The organism is Bradyrhizobium sp. WYCCWR 13022 (assembly GCF_030435535.1).
Lineage (GTDB): Bacteria > Pseudomonadota > Alphaproteobacteria > Rhizobiales > Xanthobacteraceae > Bradyrhizobium.
This window is the reverse complement of record NZ_JAUIZJ010000005.1, coordinates 42,943-65,635: the sequence shown is the minus strand read 5'-3', so window position 1 is coordinate 65,635 and position 22,693 is coordinate 42,943. Positions and strand designations below refer to the sequence as shown.

Here is a 22,693-nt window from a genome sequence, read left to right as displayed (position 1 = left end):
GGATAGAACCCGGCCGCGGGCAATTAATTCCCGCGGACCGAGCGGCCGATTTACAGGCTGTGGCGGCGATGGTGCTCGTTGATCGCAATCCACACCCGCTCCGGCGTTGCCGGCATGTCGATGTGGTCGATCCTGTACTCGCGCCAGAGCCCGTCAACGATGGCGTTGACGACGGCCGGGCAGGAGCCGATCGCACCGGCCTCGCCCGCACCCTTCACGCCCATCGGATTGGTCGTGCAGGGAATATTGTGGGTCTCGAACACGAACGACGGACCGTCGGCCGCGCGCGGCAGCGCGTAGTCCATGAAGGTTGCGGTGATGAGCTGGCCGTCGCCCGCGCCATAAACCACCTGCTCCATCAGCGCCTGGCCGATGCCCTGCATGGCGCCGCCATGCACCTGGCCTGCCAGGAGCAGCGGATTGAGCGTCTTGCCGAAATCGTCGACGATCACGTAGTTGACGATTTTGATGATGCCGGTGGCCGGATCGATCTCGACCTCCGCGACATGCGTGCCGTTCGGATAGGTGCCGTCGGCACTGGCAAAGGTCGCGCTCGCGTTCAGCTTCGAGGGATCCGCGCCCGGCCGCTTGGCCAGATCGGCGAACGAGATCGAACGGTCGGTGCCGGCGATGCGCACGACGCCCTCCGAGATCTCGAGGTCGCCGGCGCTCGCTTCCAACGCCTGCGCCGCGATCGCCTTCAGCTTCTCGCCGAGCTCACGCGTGGCGCGCTCGACGCTGACGCCGCCCGACGGAATCGAGGCGGAGCCGCCGGTGCCGAGGCCTGTGGCGATCTCCGCGGTGTCGCCCTGGTGGACGTGCACGCGCTCGGGCGCGACACCGAACTGCTCGGCGACGATCTGCGCATAGGCGGTCTGGTGGCCCTGCCCGCTCGATTGCGTGCCGATCAGGATCGTGATGTCGCCATTGGGGTCCATCCGCACGTTGGCGGTCTCCTCGCCCATGGTGCCGCAGACCTCGACATAGCTGGCGAGCCCGATGCCGCGGATCAGGCCGTTCTTCCTGGCCGCCTTGGCGCGCTTTGAAAACTCCTTCCACTCGGCGATTTCCATCGCGCGCTTGAGATGCGCGGCGAAGTCGCCGGAATCGTAGACCTTGCCGGTCGCGGTCTTGTACGGCAGCGCCTTCGGCTGAATGAAGTTCTTGCGGCGGATCGCATCCGGCGTCATGTCGAGTTTTCGCGCGCACGCGTCCACAAGGCGCTCGATGACATAGGCGGCCTCGGGCCGGCCCGCGCCGCGATAGGCATCGACGGGCACGCTGTTGGTGAAGATCGTGCGCACCCGGCAGTGGAACGCCTGGATGTCGTAGAGCCCCGGCAGCATGCCCGCGCCGCCATGCGGGATGTAGGGCCCGAAGGTCGACAGATACGCGCCCATGTCGCCCATCAGGTCGCAATCCATCGCAAGGAACTTGCCGTCCTCGGCCAGCGCCATCCTCGCGGTGGTGACGTTGTCGCGGCCCTGCGCATCGCCCATGAAATGCTCGGAGCGATCGGCCGACCACTTCACCGCCTTCTTCAGCTTGCGCGCCGCGACCGCCATCAGGGCGTATTCGCGATACGGAAAAAGCTTCGTGCCGAAGCCGCCGCCGACGTCGGGGCAGATCACCCGCATCTTGTCGGTGGGGATGTTGAGCACGTTCTGGCAGAGGATGTCGCGCAGACGGTGGCTGCCCTGGCTGCCGACCGTCAGCGTCAGGTGATCGTTCTTGGCGTCGTATTCGCAGACCGCCGCGCGCGTCTCCATGAAGCTCGCGACCACGCGCGGATTGACGATGGAGATTTCGGCGACCGCATGCGCCTTGGCAAAGGCAGCTTCGGTCGCTTTCTTGTCGCCGATCGAGACGTCGAACAGCACGTTGCCGGATTTGTCCGGCCAGACCTGCGGAGCGCCCTTCTTGACGGCGTTGACGACGCCGGTCACCGAAGGCAGCGGGCTCCACTTGACGTCGATGGCTTCGATCGCATCGCGCGCCTGGTCGATGGTCTCGGCCACCACGAAGGCGACGGAATCGCCGACATGACGCACCTCGTCCTTGGCGAGAATCGGGTAAGGCGGGCCGGTGAACGGATCGGTCTCGAGATTGAACAGGCAGGGCAGATTGCCGAGATCCCCGACCTCGGCCGCGGTCAGAATCAGCGCAACACCAGGCAGGGTACGGGCGCGGCCAGCATCGATGGTGAATTTGGCATGCGCGTGCGGCGAGCGCAGCATCAGGCAGCGCAGCGCGGCCTGCGGCGCATAATCGTCGGTATAGCGGCCCTTGCCGCGGATCAGCGCGTCGTCCTCCTTGCGCAGCACGCTTTGGCCGACGCCGAACTTGATGGGGGCTGCCATTTTTCTTGTCCCGTCCTATGGTTGTTTTGCGGGCATATTGCCGTGGAAAAAGAGGCAAGGCAAACGGCTTTAGGCAGGCCCGGGCCGCGAAAAATTGCCTCGAGCCTCAGAGCGGGATCGGACGGAAGGGCCGCAGCTTGGTCATTTCTCCGTGCAGATCGAAGACTCGGCGAGGCGCCTTCGACTGCAGAACTTTTGCCAAATTCGCACCGCAGCGCATGCCTGACAACGAGCGGCGGTACCAACCACCGCTTGCTGTCAGAACGCATGTCAAATTCCCGCGGTTGGTCATCTACATCCCGCCGCGACTCAAGAGATACCGCGTGTTGTCTCTCAGCGTATCGATCGCGCGCTGAGGCGTGAGGTAGTCGATCTCGCCGCGCGTGAGGCCGATATCCATCAGCTCCCTGTCGCTCAGGTCCTGCAAGGTGACCCGTGGGTGCTGGCGCCGCTCCAGAAGCGCAAGCCAGGCACGCTTGAGCAGACCGAGGACGTCCGGCGGCCTTGGTCCGGCAGCATCCTGGCGCGGCAAAGCGCCGTCCAGTGCCGTGGCCGACGCCTTGAGGCGCGCGGCCAAAGCCCGGTCGATCGCATCCTTCGCCGACACGATGGTGAGGTTGAGGCCAGGCCTTGCGGCATCGGCCTCAATTCCGGATGAGAGGTTCGTCAGTTGTGGTGGCATCGCACGCTCCTGCTGTTGTGCCGGCAGGGAGCGTGGCCAAACAAAAGGCCCCGTCCGATGCCGGCGGGGCCTGGTGGAAGAGATGTCGTCGTCGAAATGCTAGCGCACGACTCCTTCCACGGCCCAGCCGAAGCGGGTCATGTGCGAGAAGTTGACGTTGCGCGACCATTTGATCATGCGCCGCCGATAGCACGGCAATCGCGCAAAATCAAGAGATGTGTAGAGGTTTCATACATCCCTTAGGCGAGCGCCTCATGTCGGCGGATGCGTCGTCCAAAGCCTTCGGATCACCTTCCGTCGGTAGGCGCCCTGTCGGTTGCTACTTCTGCTGAATACGACCGAGATAATCGATGACGGCAAGGATGCGTTTTCGCACGACGACTTCCGGGCTTTGCTCCGGCCCGGCCTTCTGCCAATAGGACGGATCAACATAGTGAGGCAAGTTGACGACGGGGTTGAATCGCTCGCCCCAAATCGGCATGTCACGCGTGCCGTGAGCCGGAACTGCCTTCGATCCATCGATGGTTTCATAAACAGCGTTCGTGGGAAACACGCCGTTGTTGTTCTTCGCCAACACCGTCAAATCGGGAGGCGGTACCTTGAGCAGGTCGCCAACCGGTCCTTTGCCCCTCGCATCCGCGCCGTGACAACTCGCGCACGAGGACTGAAATTCCGACTTGCCGACGTCGGGGTCTTCAGCCTGAGCCGCGGCGGCGAAACCGGCGGTCAGCCCGGCAATTATCAAACATTTCACAGCAGATTTTACCATGTCGCGCTCCGACGCCGGCCAGCATGCCGTCAACTACTAGCGGCTTCGCGCGCCGAAGGTTTGACGCATGTCAAGACTTCCGGCAGGCGCAGTTTCGCTATGAAAACGACGAAACTCGCTTGAACCCGCCTAGCCGCGCACCAGCGAGACCAGCCAGCTCCGACCGAACAGAACGAGGATCGCGAGCCCATAAACGATCGTGCCCCCGACGGCCAGGAGCACCAGCGTCACCTCGTCCCGGAAGTGCATTGCGCCCAGCGCCGAACGGCTGAAATGCGCAATCAGCCAGAAGGTCGCGGCAAGGATGATGCCGGTCAGAAGGAATTTGACGAGCGACAGCAGCCAGGCGCGATCCAGCACGAGAAAGCCGCGCCGCACGGCGAAGAACAGAACCAGCAGGAGATTGGTCCAGACACCGACGGCGGTTGCCAGCGCGAGGCCGATCTGGGCGAGCGATCCCATCAAGGCGACCTTCAGTGCGACGTTGACGGCAATGCCCGACAGCGATGCGCGGACCGGCGTCGCGGTATCCTTGCGGGCGTAGAAGGTCGCGACCGCGCTGCGGATCAGGACGAAAGGGATCAGGCCGATGGCATAGGCCGCAAGCGTGCCGCCGGCGGCGACGGCATCGGCCTTGGAGAACGCGCCGCGAGCGAACAGCGCGCGCATGATCTCGTCGGGCACGGTCAGGAAGGCCGCCACGAAGGGTATCGAGAACAGCAGCGTGAAATCGAAGGCCCGGCGCTGCGCCTTCATCGCGCCGTCGTGATCGTCGGCCGTGATCCGCCGCGACATCTCCGGCAGCAGCACCGTGCCGATGGCGATGCCGATGACGCCGATCGGCAATTGATTGAGGCGGTCGGCGTAATACAGCGCCGACAGCGCGCCGGCGGGCAGGAAGGTCGCGATGATGGTGTCGGCGAACAGCGCGACCTGCGTGCCCATCGATCCCAGTGTCGCCGGCCCAAGCGCCTTGAAGAAGCTGCGGACGTCTTCGTCGAGCCTGAGCGGCGCGAAGCGCGGCAGGCCACCGTGGCGGGCGAGATCGCCGGCGAGCAGGAAATACTGCATGAAGCCCGAGATCAGGACGCCCCAGGCCGCGGCGTGGCCGGCGGTCGGAAACCAGGCGGCGAGCGCCAGCGTCATCATCATCGCGACATTGAGGAAGATTGACGCAGCCGCAGCGCTGGCAAAGCGCTGCATCACGTTGAGCATGCCGCCATAGAGCGTCACCAGCGTGATCAGCAGCAGATAGGGAAAGGTGATCCGGGTCAGTTCGATCGCGAGCTTGCGCTGCTCGGCATCCTCACTGAAGCCAGGCGCCAGGATGCTCATGGCCTGCGGCATGAACAGCCAGGCCACGATCAGCAGCACCACCTGGGAGGCCAGCAGCAGCGTGAAGATGCGGTCGGCGAACAGGTGTGCCGCCCCCTCCCCCTTCTCGCCATGGACGTGCGCATAGGCCGGCACCCAGGCAGCGTTGAAGGCGCCCTCGGCAAAGATCGCGCGGAAGTGATTGGGTAGCCGCAGCGCCACGAAAAAGGCGTCGGCCACCGGGCCGGCGCCGAGGATCGCCGCAAGCATGATGTCGCGGGCAAACCCCGTCAGCCGCGAGAGCAGCGTGTAACCACCAACCGTGAAGATGCGTCCGAGCATGCGTTTCTTCTAGAGACTTATCGATCAATCGATAAGGCTTTGAACGACGATCGGATCAAAAAAGAGGCTTGCTCGGTGTTCACCTCTCCCCGACGGGAGAGATGAAGAGGTGGCAGGCGAAACGGCCCATCAGCCCGCAAGCGCGCCGCGCACGGCCGCGATTACCCGCTCCTGATCGGCTTCGGTCAAATAGGCATGCATCGGCAGGCTGATGACGTCCTGCGACAGGCTCTCGCAAGCAGGCAAGCCGCCCTCGGCGACGGGAAACTGCTTATAGGCGGACTGCTGATGCATCGACTTGCCGTAGTAGACCGCGGTCGGTACGCCCTGGGCTTTCAGCGCGGCGGCAAAACCGTCGCGGTCGGTCCCCTCAGGCAGGCGGATCGTGTATTGCGCCCAGACCGAGGTATTGCCGGGCGCGAGACGCGGCACGGTGACCACGTTGGACAGGCCGCGCGCGTAGCGCTCGGCGACCCTGTTGCGAGCGGCGATCTCGTCGTCGAAAATCTTCAGCTTCTCTATCAGGATCGCGGCCTGCATGGTGTCGAGCCGGCCGGTGAGGCCGAGGCGGACGTTGTCGTATTTGTCGACGCCCTGCCCGTGCACGCGGATGCTGCGCAGGGTCGCTGCAAGCTCGTCGTCATCGGTCAGAATCGCGCCGCCGTCGCCGAAGCAGCCGAGTGGCTTCGCCGGGAAGAAGCTGGTCGTGGTGGCGAGCCCGAAGGTGCCGAGCTTGCGACCCTTGTAGCTTGCGCCGAAACCTTGCGCGGCGTCATCGATGATGAACAGGCCTTCGGCCCTCGCGATCTCGGCGATGGCGTCGTGGTCGGCCGGCTGGCCGAACAGATCGACCGGAATGATCGCAACCGGCCTCAAGCCGGCCTTTCGTGCGGTTGCGATGCCGCGCTTGAGCGACTCCGGGCTCATGTTGAAGGTCGTCTCGTCAACATCGACGTAAACAGGCGTCGCGCCCATTCGCGCCGCGGGCGAGGCGGTTGCGATGAAGGTGAAGGACGGACAGAGCACGGCATCGCCCGGCCCGATATTCTTCGCCATCAACACCATGAGAAGCGCATCGGTGCCGCTGGCGCAGGCGATGACGTGCCTGGCGCCGCAATAGGTCGTGAGCTGCCTTTCGAGCTCGGTGACCTCCGGACCATTGACGAACTGGCAATGGTCCATCACGCGCTTGACCGCCGCATCGAGCGAGGCGCCGAGCCGGACGCGCTGCGAGGCGACGTCGATGAAGGGGATGGGTTCGGAACGCAGATGTTGGTTCATGACGCCTTCTTGCGTGGTCGACATGGAAAGGGTTTTAGCCGGCGACGCGGCGCGGGCCCTTGCGGGCGGGCGAGGTGGCTGCGGGCCGCGACGGCGTTTCGAGGCACTGCGTCGCGATCTCGAGGCTGGCGACGCCCTCGTCACCGGTCACCGCCGGCGTCTCGCCGTTGCGCACGGCCTTGAGGAACGCCAGCAGCTCGGCGCGGAGCGGCTCGTCATGGCCGACGGGCAGATGCCGCATCGAATAGCTGCCGTCGGGCTTGAAGCCGAAGCATTCGGTGACCTGGCGCGTGAGCAGATCGCCCATCACGTATTTGTCGCGGGTCGCGACCGTGACGCTGCGCGCCTTGAACGGCGTCAGCCAATTCGTGTTGATGTGCGCGAGCACGCCATTGGCGGTGCGGAACTGCAGCAGCGCGATGTCCTCGCGCTCGGCGACCGCGCTCGACAGCTGAGGCTGCACCTCGACGATGTCGGATTCGGTGAACCAGCGGATCAGGTCGATGTCGTGCACGGCAAGGTCGATGACCACGCCGACATTGGACATGCGCGGCGGGAACGGGCCGACGCGCGTAATCGCGATGGAGAGAATGTCCTCGCCCGCGATCGCCTGCTTGACCGCAGCGACCGCCGGATTGAAGCGCTCGACATGGCCGATCATCAGCGTCACGCCGGCCTTGTGCGCGGCGGCGACGATCTCGCGGCCCTCTTCGACCGTCGATGCGATCGGCTTCTCGACCAGCACGTGGATGTTCCTGGCGATGCAGGCGAGCGCAACCTCGTGGTGCAGATGGGTCGGCGCCGCGATGGTGACGGCATCGACCCCCTCGGCGACGAGCTGGTCGAGCGTCTCGAAGCTGTTGCAATTGGCAAGCTCGGTCGCGCGGGCGCGATGCGCCGGCGAAGGATCGACCGCGCCGACCAGGCTGACGCCGGGCAAACCGGCGAGCACGCGCGCGTGGTTGCTGCCCATCACGCCGGCGCCGATGACGCCGACGCGCAAGCCGGCCTTTGCCGCTTGTGACCCCTTGGAACTCATCTGATCGAACCCCGATTCAACGCAAATCCCCGGGCCGCTTCTAGCACGGGTGCCACAGATGTGGCGAATGCCGGCCTGACTGCCCGGACACGATTTGATTCAAAAAGTTACACGTTCTCCGGGCCTTAAGCCGCAAAAGCTGGGCTTTACGGACCCGGATCGCGTGATTCGGAGCCTGCTGGTTACGACCTTTGATAGTCGTCTTCAATCCGGATGATGTCGTCTTCCCCGAGATAGGAGCCGGTCTGGACCTCGATGAGTTCCAGCATGATCTTGCCGGGATTCTCCATCCGGTGCACCGCGCCCATCGGGATGTAGATGGACTCGTTCTCGTGCACCGTCTTCACGGTCTCGTTCACGGTGACGCGGGCGGCGCCGCGGACCACGATCCAGTGCTCGGCGCGATGGTGATGCTTCTGCAGCGACAGCCGCCCGCCCGGCTTCACCACGATCCGCTTGACCTGATGGCGCTCGCCATTGTCGACCGACTGGTAGCTGCCCCAGGGGCGATGCACCTTGAGGTGCTCCTCGGTGACCTTCGGCGCGACCGCCTTCAGCTTGGTGACGAGGCGCTTCAGCCCGTTGGCGTCCTTCTGGCGCGAGACCAGCACCGCGTCCGCGGTCGCGACCACGACGAGGTCGTCGACGCCTTCGAGCGCGACCAGCGCGTGATCGCTCGTGACGTTGCAATTGCGCGAATCCTCGAACACGGCGGTGCCGTGCGCGGCGTTGCCCTGCGCATCCTTGTCGGAGAGCTCCCACACCGCACGCCAGGAGCCGACGTCGGACCAGCCGCAGGACACCGGCACGACCGCTGCGCGCGAAGTCTTCTCCATCACGGCATAGTCGATCGAGATTGCCTTCGCCGCACCGAAGGCCTCGGGCTCCAGCGTGACGAAGCCGAGATCGCGGCCGGCGTTGGCGACCGCGCTGGACACCGCCTCGACACTCGCCGCATCCACCTTGCGGTATTCGTCGAGCAGCAGCGCCGCCGGAAACATGAAGTTGCCGCTGTTCCAGAGATAGCCCGAATTGACGTAGTCGGCGGCCTTCACCGCATCCGGCTTCTCGACGAAGCGTGCGACCGCGTGCACCTCGCCTGAGATCACCTCGCCTGGGCTGATATAGCCGTATTCGGTCGCCGGCCGCTCCGGCTTCACGCCGAAGGTGACGATGCGCCCCGTGCTCGCGGCAGCGAGGCCTTCGCGGCAGGCGGCGACGAAGGCGGCGTTGTCCTGCACGACATGATCGGCGGCGAGCGCGAGCACGATCGCTTCACTCGTGCGGTTCTGCGCGAACGCAGCGCCGGCGGCGATCGCCGGGCCGGAGTCGCGGCGCATCGGCTCGAGGATGACGTCGGCCTCGATGCCGATCTCGGCGAGCTGCTCCAGCACCATGAAGCGATACGCCGCATTGGTGATGACGATGGGTCGGTCGAACAGCGTAGCGTCCGAGACGCGCAGCAGCGTGTCCTGGAAGGTCGAGCGCGCGCCGAACAGCGGCAGGAACTGCTTCGGGCGCACCTCGCGCGAAGCCGGCCACAACCGCGTGCCGGCGCCGCCGCACATGATCAGGGGGATAATGCGTTTGTCCATCGTCATCTCAAACCTTGAAGTCGTCCCGATAGCAGGCGACAGAATTGTGGACCCCGTGCGATCGGCTTGGATACTACACGGGCCGCGACGTCAAGATAGGTGACCTCGCGGCGCATTTTGCCATGGTCCAGAGAGCAGGATCGGCTGGCCGGCGGCGACGGCGTTTACAGACGGAAACATGCGCAAACAGGGCGATGTGAAAGCCGGGGAAACCGGCCGTCCCGGCGATCAGGGCCGCCCGATCCGTCATCCTGTTCCCAAGCGATCCCGAAACCCTGCCCGCGGCGCGCTTTGGCCGGTATCGAGGGGCTCGCAAGCGCCCTCGGCGGCGAAGCACGGCGGACGAAGGAGGGCTATTGCAAGATCGACGCCAAAACCATACCAAAGCGGCCGAATTCGGCGCCTCGCGTCGGGTCGCCTCCAATCTTCGCAAACCCCGCGGGCGAGATGCGCCGAATCCTGTTGTCGACGGCCAAAATCCTGATTTCCGGAGCGCTGCTCTATCTGGCGCTGCGCAAGGTCGACCTGACCGAGCTGTTGTCGCGCTTCACCGCGACCAGCCTGTTCTGGATCGGCGTGGCGATCGCGGTCACGTTCCTGCAAATCCTCGTCGGCGTGCTGCGCTGGCGCGAGGTCAGCGCCGCGTGCGGCGCGCCGCTCGAGCTTGGCCGCGCCATGCGCTACAACGTGATCGGCTCCTTCTTCAACCAGACCCTGCCGTCGGCGATCGGCGGCGATGCGGTCCGGCTCTGGCTGGTGGCGCGCGCCGGTGCCGGATGGCGCGCGGCAACCTATTCGATCTTCGTCGATCGCGCGATCGGCCTCGTCGCGCTCGCGATCCTCATCGTCGCGAGCCTGCCCTGGAGCTATCAGCTCATCACCGACACGCATGGACGTTCGGCGCTGCTGCTCATCGACCTCGCGGCGCTCGCCGGCGGCATCGGCTTTCTCATCTTCGGCGCGCTGAAGTGGCCCTGGCTGAAGACGTGGTGGGCGACCCATCACATCCACGCCTGCGCCGTCATCGCCAACCGCGTCATCTTCAGCCGCACCCGCGGGCCGATGATCGCAATCCTGTCGCTGCTCGTCCACGTGCTCGCGGTCGTCATTGCCTGGTGCGTGGTGAAATCGATCGCCGCCCCCGTCAGCTTCGCCCAGGTCTTTCTGCTGGTGCCGCCGGTGATGCTGATCACGTTGATGCCGATCTCGATCGCCGGCTGGGGCGTGCGCGAGGCAAGCATGGGCCTGGCCTTCGGCTTCGCGGGGCTGGGCGCCAACGAGGGCGTCAACGTCTCGCTGCTGTTCGGCGCGGTCTCGTTCATCGTCGGGGCGTTCGGCGGCCTGGTCTGGATCCTCAGCGCGGAGAAAGCGGCGCAGGGCTCGGCGCAGCTCGGGGTCCCGGAGTGACCGCGCCCACGATCGCGGCCTCGCTGCTTGCCGCAGCGATCGCCGCGCTGATGTCGGCGCTCATCACCTGGATCAGCCGCCCCCTGCTGCAGCGCTACGCGCTGGCGCGGCCGAACGCACGTTCCTCGCACCGGATCCCCACCCCGCAGGGCGCGGGCATCGCGGTGATCTCGGCGACGCTCGTCGTCGCATTGGCGTGGGCGGCCTGGGCCAACGTTGCGATCCCGCCGGCGCTGGTCGTCGCAACCGTCGTGATCGCACTGGTCGGGTTTGCCGACGACATCGTCTCGCTGCCGGTGCTGGTGCGGCTCGTGCTGCAGGCCGCCTGCGTCGGCGCCGTCGTGTTCACCACATCCGACGATGCGCGCATCGTGCCTGATCTGCCGCTGGCGCTGGAGCGCGGCCTGATCCTGCTCGCCGGAATCTGGTTCGTGAACCTCGTCAACTTCATGGACGGGCTCGACCTGATGACGGTGGCGGAGGTGGTGCCGGTCACCGCGGCACTGCTGCTGCTCGGGCTGCTCGGCGAACTGCCGTGGCCGGCGGTGTTGATCGCAACGGCCCTGTGCGGCGCGATGCTCGGCTTTGCACCGTTCAACAAGCCGGTCGCGAAAGTGTTCTTGGGCGATGTCGGCAGCCTGCCGATCGGCCTTCTGGTCGGCTGGTGCCTGCTCGCGCTTGCCTGGCGCGGTGAGCCCGCCGCGGCGCTGCTGCTGCCGGCCTATTACCTCGCCGATTCCACCATCACGCTATCCCGCCGCATCGCGCGCCGCGAGCAGTTCTGGTCGGCGCATCGCTCGCACTTCTACCAGCGCGCCACCGACAACGGCTTTTCGGTTCGGCGCGTCATCGGCGAGGTGTTTGCGCTCAACCTCCTGCTGGCGGCGCTTGCCATCCTCACCGTCCGCGCCGGCTCGGCGACCGTCACGCCGCTCGCGCTCCTGGCGGGCGCGATCGCGGTTGCCGTCGTGCTGCGGCGGTTCTCCCGCCCTCAGGCGTCCTGAGCCGCCAGCGCCAGCCGCAGACCCTCGTCGAGCGACACCTCCGGCTGCCACCCCGTCGCGATCGCCTTGGAGACGTTGAGCTCGAGCGAGCCGATCAGGCTGTCATGCGTGTCCTGCCGGCCGAGCAGGCCGAACAGCGAGCCCAGCAGCTCGGGTGACATGCCGAACAGCCGCGGGCTCTTGCCGGAAGCTCTCGCCAGCCGCTCGACGAATTCGGGCGTCGAGACCTGCTCCCTGTCGGCCACCAGGAAGATCTCGAAATTGCTTGCGGGATCGGGATGGGCCAGCTGGCGCAGGATGAAGGACGAGAGGTTCTGCACGGCGAGGAAGGCGCGGTGGTTGCGGATCGCGGCAAAGGGCAGCGGCACGCCCAAATTCACCGCGCGCGTGAGCAGCGCGAAATTGCCCTTGGCGCCCGCGCCATAGACCAGCGGCGGCCTGATCACCGAGATGTTCATGTCGCTGTCGCGCGCCAGCGTCCGTAGTCCCGCCTCGGCTGCCGCCTTGGACATGCCGTAGAGGCCGCGCGGCGTCAGGATGTCGTCTTCGCAGAACGGGGCACGGCCCTCGTTGCTGCGGCCATGCACGAGAACGGTGCTGACGAAGATGAACTGGCGCACGCCGGCGGTCGCTGCCGAGCGCGCCAGGTGCAGCGTGCCGGCGATGTTGACGTTGCGATAGAGCTGGACCGCGTGCTCCTCGTGCTTGTGATGCACGCGTGCGGCGAGATGAACGACGGCGTCGACGCCCTCGAGCGCGGCCGTCCAATCGGTGTCGGGGCCGATCGTCTCGATCACGACCTCGTCGTCGAGGCCTTCCGGGCTGCGAAAGGCGCGGCGGACCAACCATCCCGCGCGCACCAGGTCCCGCACCACATGACGGCCGACAAAGCCGCTCGCCCCCGTGACCAGCACGACCCGCTTGTCCTCGCTCATCGTTGCTCCCTCAGGCTCGGGTTGCGCATCAATTCCTCGATCAGGGCGGCATAGGCGTTCATCGCGACGCTGCGATCGAACTTCGATGCCGCCTTCACCGCGCGTTCGGCCAAAGCGCCGTCACAGGATTTGGACGCCGCACGGATCGCCGCGGCGAGCTGATCGGCGCGGCCCGGCGTCACCACCCAGCCCAGCCCGTTCTCCACCACCGTCAGGGCCGCCTCGGCCTCGGGCTCCGACACCAGCACGACCGGGCGGCCGACCGCCAGCAGATTATAGAAACGGCTCGGCACCGATACCCCGGCGACGTCCTTCCGGTACGGGATGATCCAGAGGTCGGCGGCGGTCAGGAACGCCTCGAGCTCGGCATCCTCGACCCGCCCCACGAAGGAGACGTTGGGTAGGTTGGCATCGGCCTGCAGCTGCTTCAGCCGTTCGAAGCCGATGCCCCAGCCGGAGAGCAGGAAATGAATGTCCGCCTCGTTCTCGAGCAGGCGCGCCGCCTCGAACACGATCTCGGGATCGTGGGTGAAGCCGAGATTGCCTGACAGCCCGACGATGAAGCGCGCCGCAAGGTCTTTCCGGAACGGATTGTCCGACGTCACCGGCCGCGTCGCAGGCACGAGTGTGGCCCAGTTCGGAATGAAGCGGATCTTGTTTCGCGTCATGCCGGCATAGCCGAGCAGCGGCGCTTCCGCATCGCGGCCGATGGTGATCACGGCATCGAGCGCGCGGAACATCAGGCTGTTGGCGGCGCGCATCACGCCGGTCACCAACGCGCGCGGCTTCAACAGGCCCGCCATCACCAGCACGTCGGGAAAAAGGTCATGCATGATCAGCGCCGAGCGTGCCCCCTTGAACCGGGCCGCGGCAGCGACCGCGTAAGGCAGCATGAACGGTGCCGTGACGGTCAGCACGACGTCGCCACGCCGCAGGCGCCGCAGCAGCGCGACGAAGATGCGCAGCACGAACAGCAGTTCGGAGAGACCGCGGCGGACCAGCGCCGCCTTTCCTCCCATCCGGTTCCTGATGGTGACTACGTGCGGCTTATCCGCACCGGTCTGCGAGGCCGGCAGCGCACCAGGCGAGCCCGACAACACCACGACCTCGTGCTCGGAGGCGAGGCGGCAGGCTATCTCGGCCATGATCGCCGCGGTCGTGCTCGGATCCGGCGGATAATGCTGGCTCGCGACGACGATCTTGCCTTCTGGCTGCATGGTCAGGCCGCGGTCGACCCGAATTCGGGGACCGCATCCTTCAGGATGGTGCTGATGGTGGCCCGATCGTCACGCGCGATCGCCTGGTCGAGCGCCGCGATCCATTTGCGCAGGGTCTGCATCGGCGGCTCGTTCGGCTGCGCGGCCATGATGCCGGCAACGCCGATCTCGCGGGTCGGCTCTTCGGAGGCGAACAGGATTTCGTTCAGGCGCTCGCCCGGTCGCATCCCCGTGAACACGATCTCGATGTCGTAGCCGGGCTGAAGACCCGAGAGGCGGATCATGCGCTCGGCGAGATCGACGATCTTCACCGGCTGGCCCATGTTGAGCACATATACGGAAACGTCGGGACGCTGTGTTCCGAGCGCATGCGTCGCCGCCGTGATCACGAGATCGCAGGCCTCGCGAATGGTCATGAAATAGCGGACCATGTCGGGATGCGTGACGGTCACCGGGCCGCCGGCTTCGATCTGGGCCTTGAATTTCGGCACCACCGAGCCGTTCGAGGCCAGCACATTGCCGAACCGGACCGAGATCAGCCGCATCGGCGGCTTGGTGCCGGTGCCACCCGCCGCAAGATCGTGGTCGAGCGCCTGGCAGTACATCTCGGCGAAACGCTTGGTCAGGCCCAGCATCGACACCGGCTCGATCGCCTTGTCGGTCGAGATCATGACCATGGCTTCGGCGCCGGCGGCCAGCGCCGCATCGGCGACGTTGATCGAGCCGAAGATGTTGGTCTTGACGCCTTCGCTCCAGTCGCGCTCGAGGATCGGCACGTGCTTGAGGGCTGCCGCGTGGAACACGATGTCAGGCCTGAACTCGGCCATCAGGCGCATGACGCGCTCGCGGTCGCGGATGTCGGCGATCCGGCCCTCGATCGCCGCCCCGGTGTCCTGCGCGGCGAGCGCCTCGGTGATCGCGTAGAGCGCCGGCTCTGAATTCTCCACGATCAGCAGGCGCGCGGCGCCAAAGGCGACGATACGCTCGCAGATCTCCGAGCCGATCGAACCGCCGCCGCCGGTGACGATCACCGCCTTGCCCTTGATGAGGGCCTCCAGCCGCGCATAGTCGATCTTTTCGCTGGGCCGCAGCAGCAGGTCCTCGACCGCGACGGCCGTGAGCCGCGGGGTGTCGCCGCTCTCCAGCGAGGGCATGCGGTTGACGATCACACCCAGCCTGCGCGCCCGCATCAGGATCGATTCCGGGTGGGCCTCCGGTTCGAACGCGGACGGCGTCATCACCACGCGGCTGATCGCCTTGCCGCGCTTGGCGAAATCGGCGACGACGTCCTCGATGTCGTCGATGCCGCCCAGCACCGGCAAGTTGCGGATCAACTGGCCGCGATCGGAGCTCGACGGCGACAGCAGGCCGACCGGCCAGATCCGCTTGATCGATCCGCTCTCGATGCCGCGCAAGAGCACCTCGGCATCCGCGGCGCGGCCGATCAGCAGCGTCGGGGCTGCGTCTTCGCTGCGGGCATGGCGCCGCACTCGCGTATAGCGGAAGTAGCGATAGGCCATGCGCAGGGCGCTGAGCGCGAAGATCTCGAGGAACCAGTAGAGGACGATGGTGACCTTGCCGAGGAAGAAGGCGCCGCGAACGTTGGGGGCGACGAAGATGTAGTCCAGCGCCAGCAGCGCAACCGTCAGCACGCTCGCGACGCGGATGATGTTCATCGCGTCCGGCAGCGAGATGAAGCGCCATTTCGTTGTGGTCAGGTTGAAGACGAAGAACACGACCACGCTGAAGGCGAGAAAGTACGGCAGAATCTCGAAGAGCAGCGGCAGGCGGTCGTAGAAGCCGTCGCCACCCTCAAAACGCAGATAGAACGCCGCGAACAGCGCCGCCGTCGTCGCCAACAGGTCGTGGAGCGCGATCATGAAATTGCGCAAAGTGAGATGCGAAAGACGCGTCATCCGCCGACCAATGAATATCCCGATAGTTGCAACCTACCGCGCTGATAGCCCATCTCGACAGGACTTGCCAGCCGCGCAGCTCAGGAACCCGCTTGCCCAACCTTCGCCTCGGCCTGTCGTCTCCGGATCACCATGCCGCCGGCAACGCCGACGCCGAGAACGTACATCCAGCCCTCGTGGAAATCGAACAGATGGGAGTTGAACAGCGATGTGAAGACGTTTTGCACGACTACCAGAAGGCCGACCCACCTGGCAAACCCCTCGCCACTAAATAGCTGAAAATGAAAGATCCAGATCGCGTAGAGAACCCCGATGCCGATGGCACCCCACTGGATGGCGACATGCAGCGTTTGGTTATGCGGGTTCGGAAAGACCCTCACGCCCGGAACCCATGAACGCTCCTTTGCAGCTCTCTCGAACAGCCCTTGCGTGGAGCCGGTACCGTGCCCCACGAGCGGAGCCTGAACGAAAAACTGCACGGCATGCCGCCAATATTCGAGGCGCTCGCCCATCGAGGTCGGCACGTTCTCCTGCATATAGAGACGGTAGTCGCGCGAAAACGTGTCGGCCGTCTTACGCAATTGCGGCGAGGCTTGCCAAGCAAGCACGGCAAAGACAATCATAGCTGCAGAAATCATGGCGACGCTGCGCCACCTCAAATGAAGCAGCGCGAACACAGCGAGCATGATCGGCACTGTGACCAGCGCGGTGCGCGACACCACCACGAAGGTCATGTTGACCAGAAAGCTCAGCGCGAGCGCCATCAACAGAACCGCGAGCCAGTAGCGCTTCTCGCGCAATAACATCATCACGGGATAGGCGAGCGCAACCGCGCACAGCGTGAATTCCTGGCTCTGGTCGATATAGTTCTTGACGAAGATGCCACGCTCGAGGGGATCATAGGGCCTCAGGGAGAGGCTCGGATAAAAAGCGACAAGCCATGACATCACCGAGAGCAGCGCGCAGGACACCAGGAATGCGACGAATATCCAGTGTCCGCGCGGCGAGCGCTCGAAATGATAGAGCAGCACCGGCAGCACGAGCAGCTTGACGGTCGGGACGACCGCATAGAGGCGCGCGCCCCAGGCTGCGTCCGACCACAGCGTTCCTACCAGCGCGAGCACGAACAGCGCGATCGGTGCCGCGCAGATTGGACGCGTCAGCGATTGCTGGAATGCCCTGATGTCGAGGAACGGCACCATGCAGACCAGGAACGCGGCATTGAAGATGGCCGTGAGCGACGTCGACCATGGCAACGAGGCCGCGGTCAGGATCGCGAATAGATCGACGGTCTCGCTCCAGGCCGCAGGGCTCCGGAAACGCCGCCACAGCATCTGGACGGTCGTCTCCCGGGCGAGCACCGTCGCTTGGTCCGTCACTTGGAGCCTCCGCGCGCACGATGGACCAGCGCTGTCGTGCTGAAGCCCTTGAGGATGTCGACCAACACGACCACTCCCCCCGCAGCCTCGACCACCTCGTGGCCGACGACCTGCTCGCGGGTGTAGTCGCCGCCTTTCACCAGCACGCTCGGCGTGATCCGCGTGATCAGGTTGATCGGCGTATCTTCCTCGAAGATGACGACGAGATCGACCGCCTCGAGCGCGGCCAGCACTTCAGCCCGCGCGCGCTCGTCCTGGACCGGACGGTCCGCGCCCTTCAGCCGCCGCACCGAGGCGTCGCTGTTCAGGCCGACGATCAGGCGGTCGCAGGCGGCGCGCGCCGCGGTCAGCACCTTGACGTGGCCGGGATGCAGGATGTCGAAGCAGCCGTTGGTGAAGCCGACGCGCAGCCCTTCCCGCTTCCATTCGGCGAGCCGGGCATCGAGCGCGTCAGGCACGCTCACGACCTTCTCCTCGGCCGCGAGGGTGGCATGCGGCAGGATCTTCCGGCGCAACTCGGCGGCGCTCACGCTGGCCGTGCCCTGCTTGCCGACGGCGACGGCGGCCGCAGCACTCGCCATCCGCAGCGCCGTGTCCCAATCCGCGCCCGCCGCAATCGAGACCGCGAGCGCGGCAGCGACGGTGTCGCCGGCGCCGGAGACGTCGCGCACCTTCACCGGGAAAGCCGGAACATGAACGGCTTCGCCCTGGCGCGGCACCAGCGTCATGCCGTGCTCGCCCTGCGTCACCAGGATCGCCTCGCAATCGGCGAGCCGCATCACGTCCTCGCTGGCATCGACGATGCTCTGCGCCGTGTCGGCGCGGCTGCGGGTGGCTTCCGCGAATTCCTTGCGGTTGGGCGTCAGCAGCGTGGCGCCGCGATAGATCGCCCAGTTCAGGCTCTTGGGATCGACGATCACGCGTTTGCCGAGCTTGCGTGCGGTATCGATGGTGTGGCGGATCACGCGCGCCGTCAGCACGCCCTTGGCGTAGTCGGACAGCAGCACGACATCGGCGCGCGCGATCTGCGGCAGGATCGCCTCGATCAGCTTCGTTTCGACCTCGTCGGAGGCCGCGACCGCCTGCTCCCAGTCCGCGCGCAGCATATGCGTGGAGAAATGTTCGGAGACGAAGCGGACTTTTCGCGTCGTGGGGCGCGTGGGGTCGCACACCAGCGCGCTCTCGATGCCGTCGTGGTTTGCCAGCGCCGCCTTGAGCCGCGCGCCCGCATCGTCCTCGCCGACGAGGCCGACGAAGACGCAGCGCGCGCCGAGGGAGGCGATATTGCGCGCCACGTTGCCGGCGCCGCCGATATGAATCTCGCTGCGTTGGGCCGCGATGACGGGGGTCGGCGCTTCGGGCGAGATCCGCGACACCTCGCCGTAGACGAACTCGTCCAGCATGATGTCGCCGATGCAGAGCACCGTGCGGCCGGAGATGGCTTGCGCGAGGGCATCGAAATCGAGAATGGGCGTCGGCATGATCTTGTGGCCTTAGCGGAAGCGATCGGGCCGGTCGAGATAATCCCCGACATACGCCTTCACCGCGTCCTCGAGCGTCGTGAAGCCGCCGTTATAGCCGGCACGGTGGAGACGATCGACCTTGCTCTCGGTGAAATACTGGTAGCTGCCGCGGATCTGCTCGGGCATGTCGATGTATTCGATATTTGGCTTTGCATCGAGCGCGGCATAGGCCGCCAGCATCAGCTCGCGGAAGCTTCGCGCCTTGCCGGTGCCGACATTGAACAGGCCGGAGACGGGCGGCGTCGCCAGGAGCCACATGATCACGCGCACGACGTCGTCGACATAGATGAAATCGCGGCGCTGATCGCCGTCGGCGATGCCGTCGCGATGCGACTTGAACAGCTGCACGACCCGGCCGGCTTTCACGTCGTCGAAGCGGCGCGCCAGCACGCTCATCATCGTGCCCTTGTGGTATTCGTTCGGGCCGAACACGTTGAAGAATTTCAGGCCGGCCCATTGCGGCGGCAGCCTCTCGCCGCGCGCGACGCGCTCGGCGACCGCGAGATCGAACAGCTGCTTGCTCCAGCCGTAGAGATTCATCGGCCGCAGCTTGTTCAGCGCCGACAGCGAGGCGTCATCGTCAAAGCCTTCCGCGCCGTCGCCATAGGTCGCAGCCGAGGACGCGTAGATCAGCGGCACCGCGTTCGCCGTGCACCAGTCGAGCAGGCGCATCGAGAAGCGGAAATTGGTCTCGATCACGAGGTCGCCGTCGGTCGCGGTGGTCTCGGAAATCGCCCCGAGATGGATCACGGCATCCAGTTTGCGGCCCTTCAGCCAGTCGGGCAGCTCGACCGGAGGCACGATATCCACAAGCTGCCGCTTGGCGAGATTGCGCCATTTGCCGTCGCTGCCGAGCAGGTCGCTGACCACGACGTCGCTGCGGCCGGCCTCGTTCAGCGCAGCCACGACGTTCGATCCGATAAAACCGGCCCCGCCGGTCACCAGCAACATTCCAAATACCCTGCCCGATTTTTGCGGCCCGATACCTGCCGTAGCGCATCGTCCGTCAAAGTGTAAGCATTTTGGGCCGACGCCATTGGACTCGTGCCTGTGTCGGCTTTACCTGCCGACCCGGAGCGGCTAACCGAACCGCCAGATCAGAGCGTTTGCGGCCCTATTAACGAATGAACAAAGATTCACAATTTGATGGGAGCGGGGATCGGAGCGATACACGCCCGATCCTGATCGTCCCCTATATGTGGATCGGCGATTTCGTCCGGAATCACACCGTTGTCCGGGTCCTGAAAGAGCGTTGGCCGAATCGGCCGGTCGATCTCCTGACCACATCCCTCTGCGCCCCCCTGGTCGATTACATGCCCGGCGTACGGGAAGGCATCGTCTGGGACCTGCCCCGCGGCCGTCTCGCCGTAGGCCGCCAGCTTGGCCTCGCGAAGCTGCTGCGCGAACGGGACTACGGCACGGCCCTGGTGTTGCCGCGGACCTGGAAGGCCGCCATTGCGCCGGCGCTGGCCGGCATCCCCGAGAGGGTCGGTTTCGTCGGCGAGTTCCGGTTCGGCCTGCTCAACCGCTGGCGCTGGGGCGAGAAAAAGCTGCCCCGCTTCATCGACAAGAACGCTGCGCTCGCCCAGCCCGACGGTGCTCCCTTGCCGCCGGAATGGCCGGTGCCGCAATTGCGGGTTCAGCCCGAGGAGATCGTCCGCTGGCGCCAGGCCAATGGCCTCGGTGCCGGCGCCGCCGTGGCGCTCGCTCCCGGTTCGGTCGGGGTGTCGAAACGCTGGACGTATTATCCCGAGGCTGCCCGCCAGCTGGTCGAACGTGGACTCGAGGTTTGGGTCGTCGGCGGCCCTGCCGAAAGGGGCCTCGCCCAGGAGATCGTCGCAGCCGGCGGCCCGGGGACCGCTGGCGGCCCAGGAGTACGGGATCTCACCGGCAACGATTTGCGCAACGGTGTCCTCGCCATGGCCGCCGCGGGCGTCGCGATCTCGAACGATTCCGGCCTGATGCATATCGCGGCCGCTTTGGGCACGCCCACCATGGGCATCTTCGGCCCGACCAGCCCCTATCTCTGGGCCCCCCTCAACGGCCTCGCCGCGACCGTGGTCCAGGACAAGAGTGTTCTCGCGTGCCAACCGTGCCAGAGCACGATCTGCAGGATGAACGACCACAGGTGCATGCGGGACATCGCGGCGAGCGAGGTGGTGGCGATTGCGGAAAGGGTGCTGGGTGAGGTTGGGAGGCGGGTGCGCTAACTAGGGCGCGGACGTATCAGATCACAGCCAAGGCCCGACCGGCGAGATTCATGCTGACGCAGCACAGAGTAAATCTCGCAGGCATCACATCACACGGGCCCTTATGCGCCGGCAATCCATGGTCCGTTCGCGTCAACCGCCTCCGACGACCGCTTGAGCATCCACGAAAGTAGTAGGGCACTGAGGGGATGCGATCACGGCGGGTCCGGCGGTCGCGATGAACAGATCGCGAGTTGGCCAACCGAGACCGATCAGCAGGCCTCCCAAGGTTGGCCCAACGATGGCGCCGATGAGTCCGATCCCCAGAGCCCAGCCGACACCCGTTGACCGTAGGCGATCCGGGTAACTTGACGCCGGTCTCTTCGACGATATTGGCGATCTCCAGCGCATCTCCCATGGTCGTGCAGAGTGGCTTGTCCATCATCATGTGCAGGCCCCTCTCGGCCCCGGGCCGACCACTGGAAAGCGCTGCGGATGGGCAACTGACGATGTTTGCAATGATGAAAGCCTAGCGCTGTTTTGCCCGACAAGTCAACCAAAATTTCGCAAAATCCGCAAGACGCACTCGACTAGCAGCCAACTCGTCGATTCAACGACTCTCGTCTACTGTGCATGGGGTTGTTTTCGCGGTTTCGTTGCGAGCGGCGCTTCAGAGCAGCGGCCGATAGACCTCGCCGATTTGCGCAGCCTCGGCGTCGAGGCTGAACCTTGCGAGCACGCGCTCACGTCCCCGCTCGCCCATCGCGGTCGCGGCAGCGACGTCCCGCATCAGCGGCTCGACCGCCTCGGCGAGCGCGTCAGCGTCACCCGTCGGGATCAGCACGCCGCTCACGCCATCCTCGACCACGAGCTCGGCAGCACCGGCACGTGCGGCGACGAGCGCACTGCCAGCTGCCATCGCCTCGATCAGCGTCAGGCCGAAACCTTCGTTGCGCGGAGTGAAGGCGTAGATCGTCAACCGCTGATACCAGCGCTGCACCTGTTCGATCGGCAGCTCGCCGGTGATGACGATGCGCGATTGCAGATTGACTGCTTCGATGCGTTTCTTCAGCTCGTTCGCGAAGGGGGTCTGCTCGGCCGTGACCTGACCAACGATGACCGCGGTGAAGTCTGGATAGCGCGGCAGCAAGCGGCACATCGCATCGACGAACATGTCGGTGCCCTTCTGTGCGCGCACGCGGCCGAAGCAGCCGATCGCGTAACGGCCCGGCAGTGCGGCTTCCGCGAAGGCCGCGGCGCGATTATGCGGTGGCGCGTAGACGTCGGTGTCGACTCCGTGCGGGATCACCGTCGCCTTCACCTTCAGGAACGAGGCCGAGACATCGGAGGTCGCGATGATCGCGTCCATCTGCCGGATCAGCCAGCGCGTGATCCAGCTGTGATGCCGCTGCGCTGCCGAGGTGAACACCAGCTTGAGCGGCCAGCCGAGCGCGCGCAGCAGCACCCCTGCGATCATCTCGTTGTTGCGCCGCGCGTGCCAGATCAGCGGTGTCTTGCGGCGCCATAGTTTCAGGACATCTGCGACGCGGAGGCGCGCGATCCCCTCCGGCGCGTCGGTGCCGAACCATGCGGCGCGATAGAGCTTGGCCAGCCGCGGCGCCACCATCCGGTTGGTCGCGGTGACCCCGGAATAGCGCCTGTGCAGATTTGGCACGATCACATCGAGATCGCCGGGGGAATTCGCCACGTCATGCTCCGTTTGGTGCGTCCCCTATACGCA

At 65.7% G+C, this 22,693-nt stretch carries 17 protein-coding genes; 3 read left to right on the top strand and 14 right to left on the bottom strand.

Going from position 1 to position 22,693, the window contains the following annotated elements; genetic code table 11:
• Positions 1–50 precede the first annotated feature (50 nt).
• The 7 genes from QY049_RS11030 to QY049_RS11000 form a co-directional block, all read right to left on the bottom strand.
• Positions 51–2,360 carry a xanthine dehydrogenase family protein molybdopterin-binding subunit gene (locus tag QY049_RS11030; RefSeq protein WP_194481727.1) on the bottom strand — a complete coding sequence of 770 codons (2,310 nt, stop codon included), beginning with the start codon at positions 2,358–2,360 and terminating at the stop codon, positions 51–53.
• A gap of 292 nt (positions 2,361–2,652) precedes the next feature.
• The gene (locus QY049_RS11025) at positions 2,653–3,042 is read right to left on the bottom strand and encodes a DUF1127 domain-containing protein (protein WP_258766186.1); all 390 of its coding nucleotides are present in this window, start codon (positions 3,040–3,042) and stop codon (positions 2,653–2,655) included.
• A gap of 319 nt (positions 3,043–3,361) precedes the next feature.
• Positions 3,362–3,811: a cytochrome c gene (locus tag QY049_RS11020; protein ID WP_258766185.1), complete on the bottom strand. Its 450-nt coding sequence runs from the start codon at positions 3,809–3,811 to the stop codon at positions 3,362–3,364.
• 129 nt (positions 3,812–3,940) lie between these two features.
• Positions 3,941–5,467, bottom strand: coding sequence for a murein biosynthesis integral membrane protein MurJ (gene murJ / locus QY049_RS11015; RefSeq protein ID WP_258766184.1), 1,527 nt, complete (start codon positions 5,465–5,467; stop codon positions 3,941–3,943).
• Positions 5,468–5,596: 129 nt separating this feature from the next.
• Complete coding sequence (locus QY049_RS11010) at positions 5,597–6,748, bottom strand: DegT/DnrJ/EryC1/StrS aminotransferase family protein (protein ID WP_258766183.1); 1,152 nt, start codon at positions 6,746–6,748, stop codon at positions 5,597–5,599.
• A gap of 34 nt (positions 6,749–6,782) precedes the next feature.
• Complete coding sequence (locus tag QY049_RS11005; protein WP_258766182.1) at positions 6,783–7,787, bottom strand: Gfo/Idh/MocA family protein; 1,005 nt, start codon at positions 7,785–7,787, stop codon at positions 6,783–6,785.
• Between the two features lie 182 nt (positions 7,788–7,969).
• Positions 7,970–9,382 carry a mannose-1-phosphate guanylyltransferase/mannose-6-phosphate isomerase gene (locus QY049_RS11000; RefSeq protein ID WP_194481721.1) on the bottom strand — a complete coding sequence of 471 codons (1,413 nt, stop codon included), beginning with the start codon at positions 9,380–9,382 and terminating at the stop codon, positions 7,970–7,972.
• Between the two features lie 447 nt (positions 9,383–9,829).
• Between QY049_RS11000 and QY049_RS10995 the strand changes: the two genes are divergently transcribed.
• Positions 9,830–10,789 (top strand): lysylphosphatidylglycerol synthase transmembrane domain-containing protein, encoded by a 960-nt coding sequence (locus QY049_RS10995; RefSeq protein ID WP_301269326.1) that lies wholly within the window; start codon positions 9,830–9,832, stop codon positions 10,787–10,789.
• Between the two features lie 50 nt (positions 10,790–10,839).
• On the top strand, positions 10,840–11,793 hold the full coding sequence (locus QY049_RS10990) for a glycosyltransferase family 4 protein (RefSeq protein WP_258766928.1): 954 nt from the start codon (positions 10,840–10,842) through the stop codon (positions 11,791–11,793).
• Here the strand turns inward: QY049_RS10990 and QY049_RS10985 are convergent.
• From QY049_RS10985 to rfaD, 6 genes are all read right to left on the bottom strand, one after another.
• Positions 11,781–12,728, bottom strand: coding sequence for an NAD-dependent epimerase/dehydratase family protein (locus QY049_RS10985; RefSeq protein WP_258766180.1), 948 nt, complete (start codon positions 12,726–12,728; stop codon positions 11,781–11,783). The genes QY049_RS10990 and QY049_RS10985 overlap by 13 nt on opposite strands.
• Positions 12,725–13,945 (bottom strand): glycosyltransferase family 4 protein, encoded by a 1,221-nt coding sequence (locus tag QY049_RS10980; protein ID WP_258766179.1) that lies wholly within the window; start codon positions 13,943–13,945, stop codon positions 12,725–12,727. Before QY049_RS10980 ends, QY049_RS10985 begins: the two co-directional genes overlap by 4 nt.
• A gap of 2 nt (positions 13,946–13,947) precedes the next feature.
• Positions 13,948–15,861: an SDR family NAD(P)-dependent oxidoreductase gene (locus tag QY049_RS10975; protein ID WP_258766178.1), complete on the bottom strand. Its 1,914-nt coding sequence runs from the start codon at positions 15,859–15,861 to the stop codon at positions 13,948–13,950.
• Between the two features lie 80 nt (positions 15,862–15,941).
• Positions 15,942–17,240, bottom strand: coding sequence for an O-antigen ligase (locus QY049_RS10970; protein WP_301269325.1), 1,299 nt, complete (start codon positions 17,238–17,240; stop codon positions 15,942–15,944).
• Entirely contained in the window at positions 17,237–18,721 is a 1,485-nt protein-coding gene (gene rfaE1 / locus QY049_RS10965) for a D-glycero-beta-D-manno-heptose-7-phosphate kinase (RefSeq protein WP_258766176.1), read from the bottom strand. Before rfaE1 ends, QY049_RS10970 begins: the two co-directional genes overlap by 4 nt.
• Before the next feature lie 12 nt (positions 18,722–18,733).
• Positions 18,734–19,714 carry an ADP-glyceromanno-heptose 6-epimerase gene (gene rfaD, locus QY049_RS10960; RefSeq protein ID WP_258766175.1) on the bottom strand — a complete coding sequence of 327 codons (981 nt, stop codon included), beginning with the start codon at positions 19,712–19,714 and terminating at the stop codon, positions 18,734–18,736.
• Between the two features lie 173 nt (positions 19,715–19,887).
• Here rfaD and waaF point away from each other — a divergent pair, with 173 nt between their 5' ends.
• On the top strand, positions 19,888–20,973 hold the full coding sequence (gene waaF / locus QY049_RS10955) for a lipopolysaccharide heptosyltransferase II (RefSeq protein ID WP_258766174.1): 1,086 nt from the start codon (positions 19,888–19,890) through the stop codon (positions 20,971–20,973).
• A gap of 649 nt (positions 20,974–21,622) precedes the next feature.
• On the opposite strand, the gene QY049_RS10950 is transcribed toward waaF, so the two are convergent.
• Complete coding sequence (locus QY049_RS10950; protein ID WP_301269324.1) at positions 21,623–22,660, bottom strand: glycosyltransferase family 4 protein; 1,038 nt, start codon at positions 22,658–22,660, stop codon at positions 21,623–21,625.
• Between the last annotated feature and the right edge of the window lie 33 nt (positions 22,661–22,693).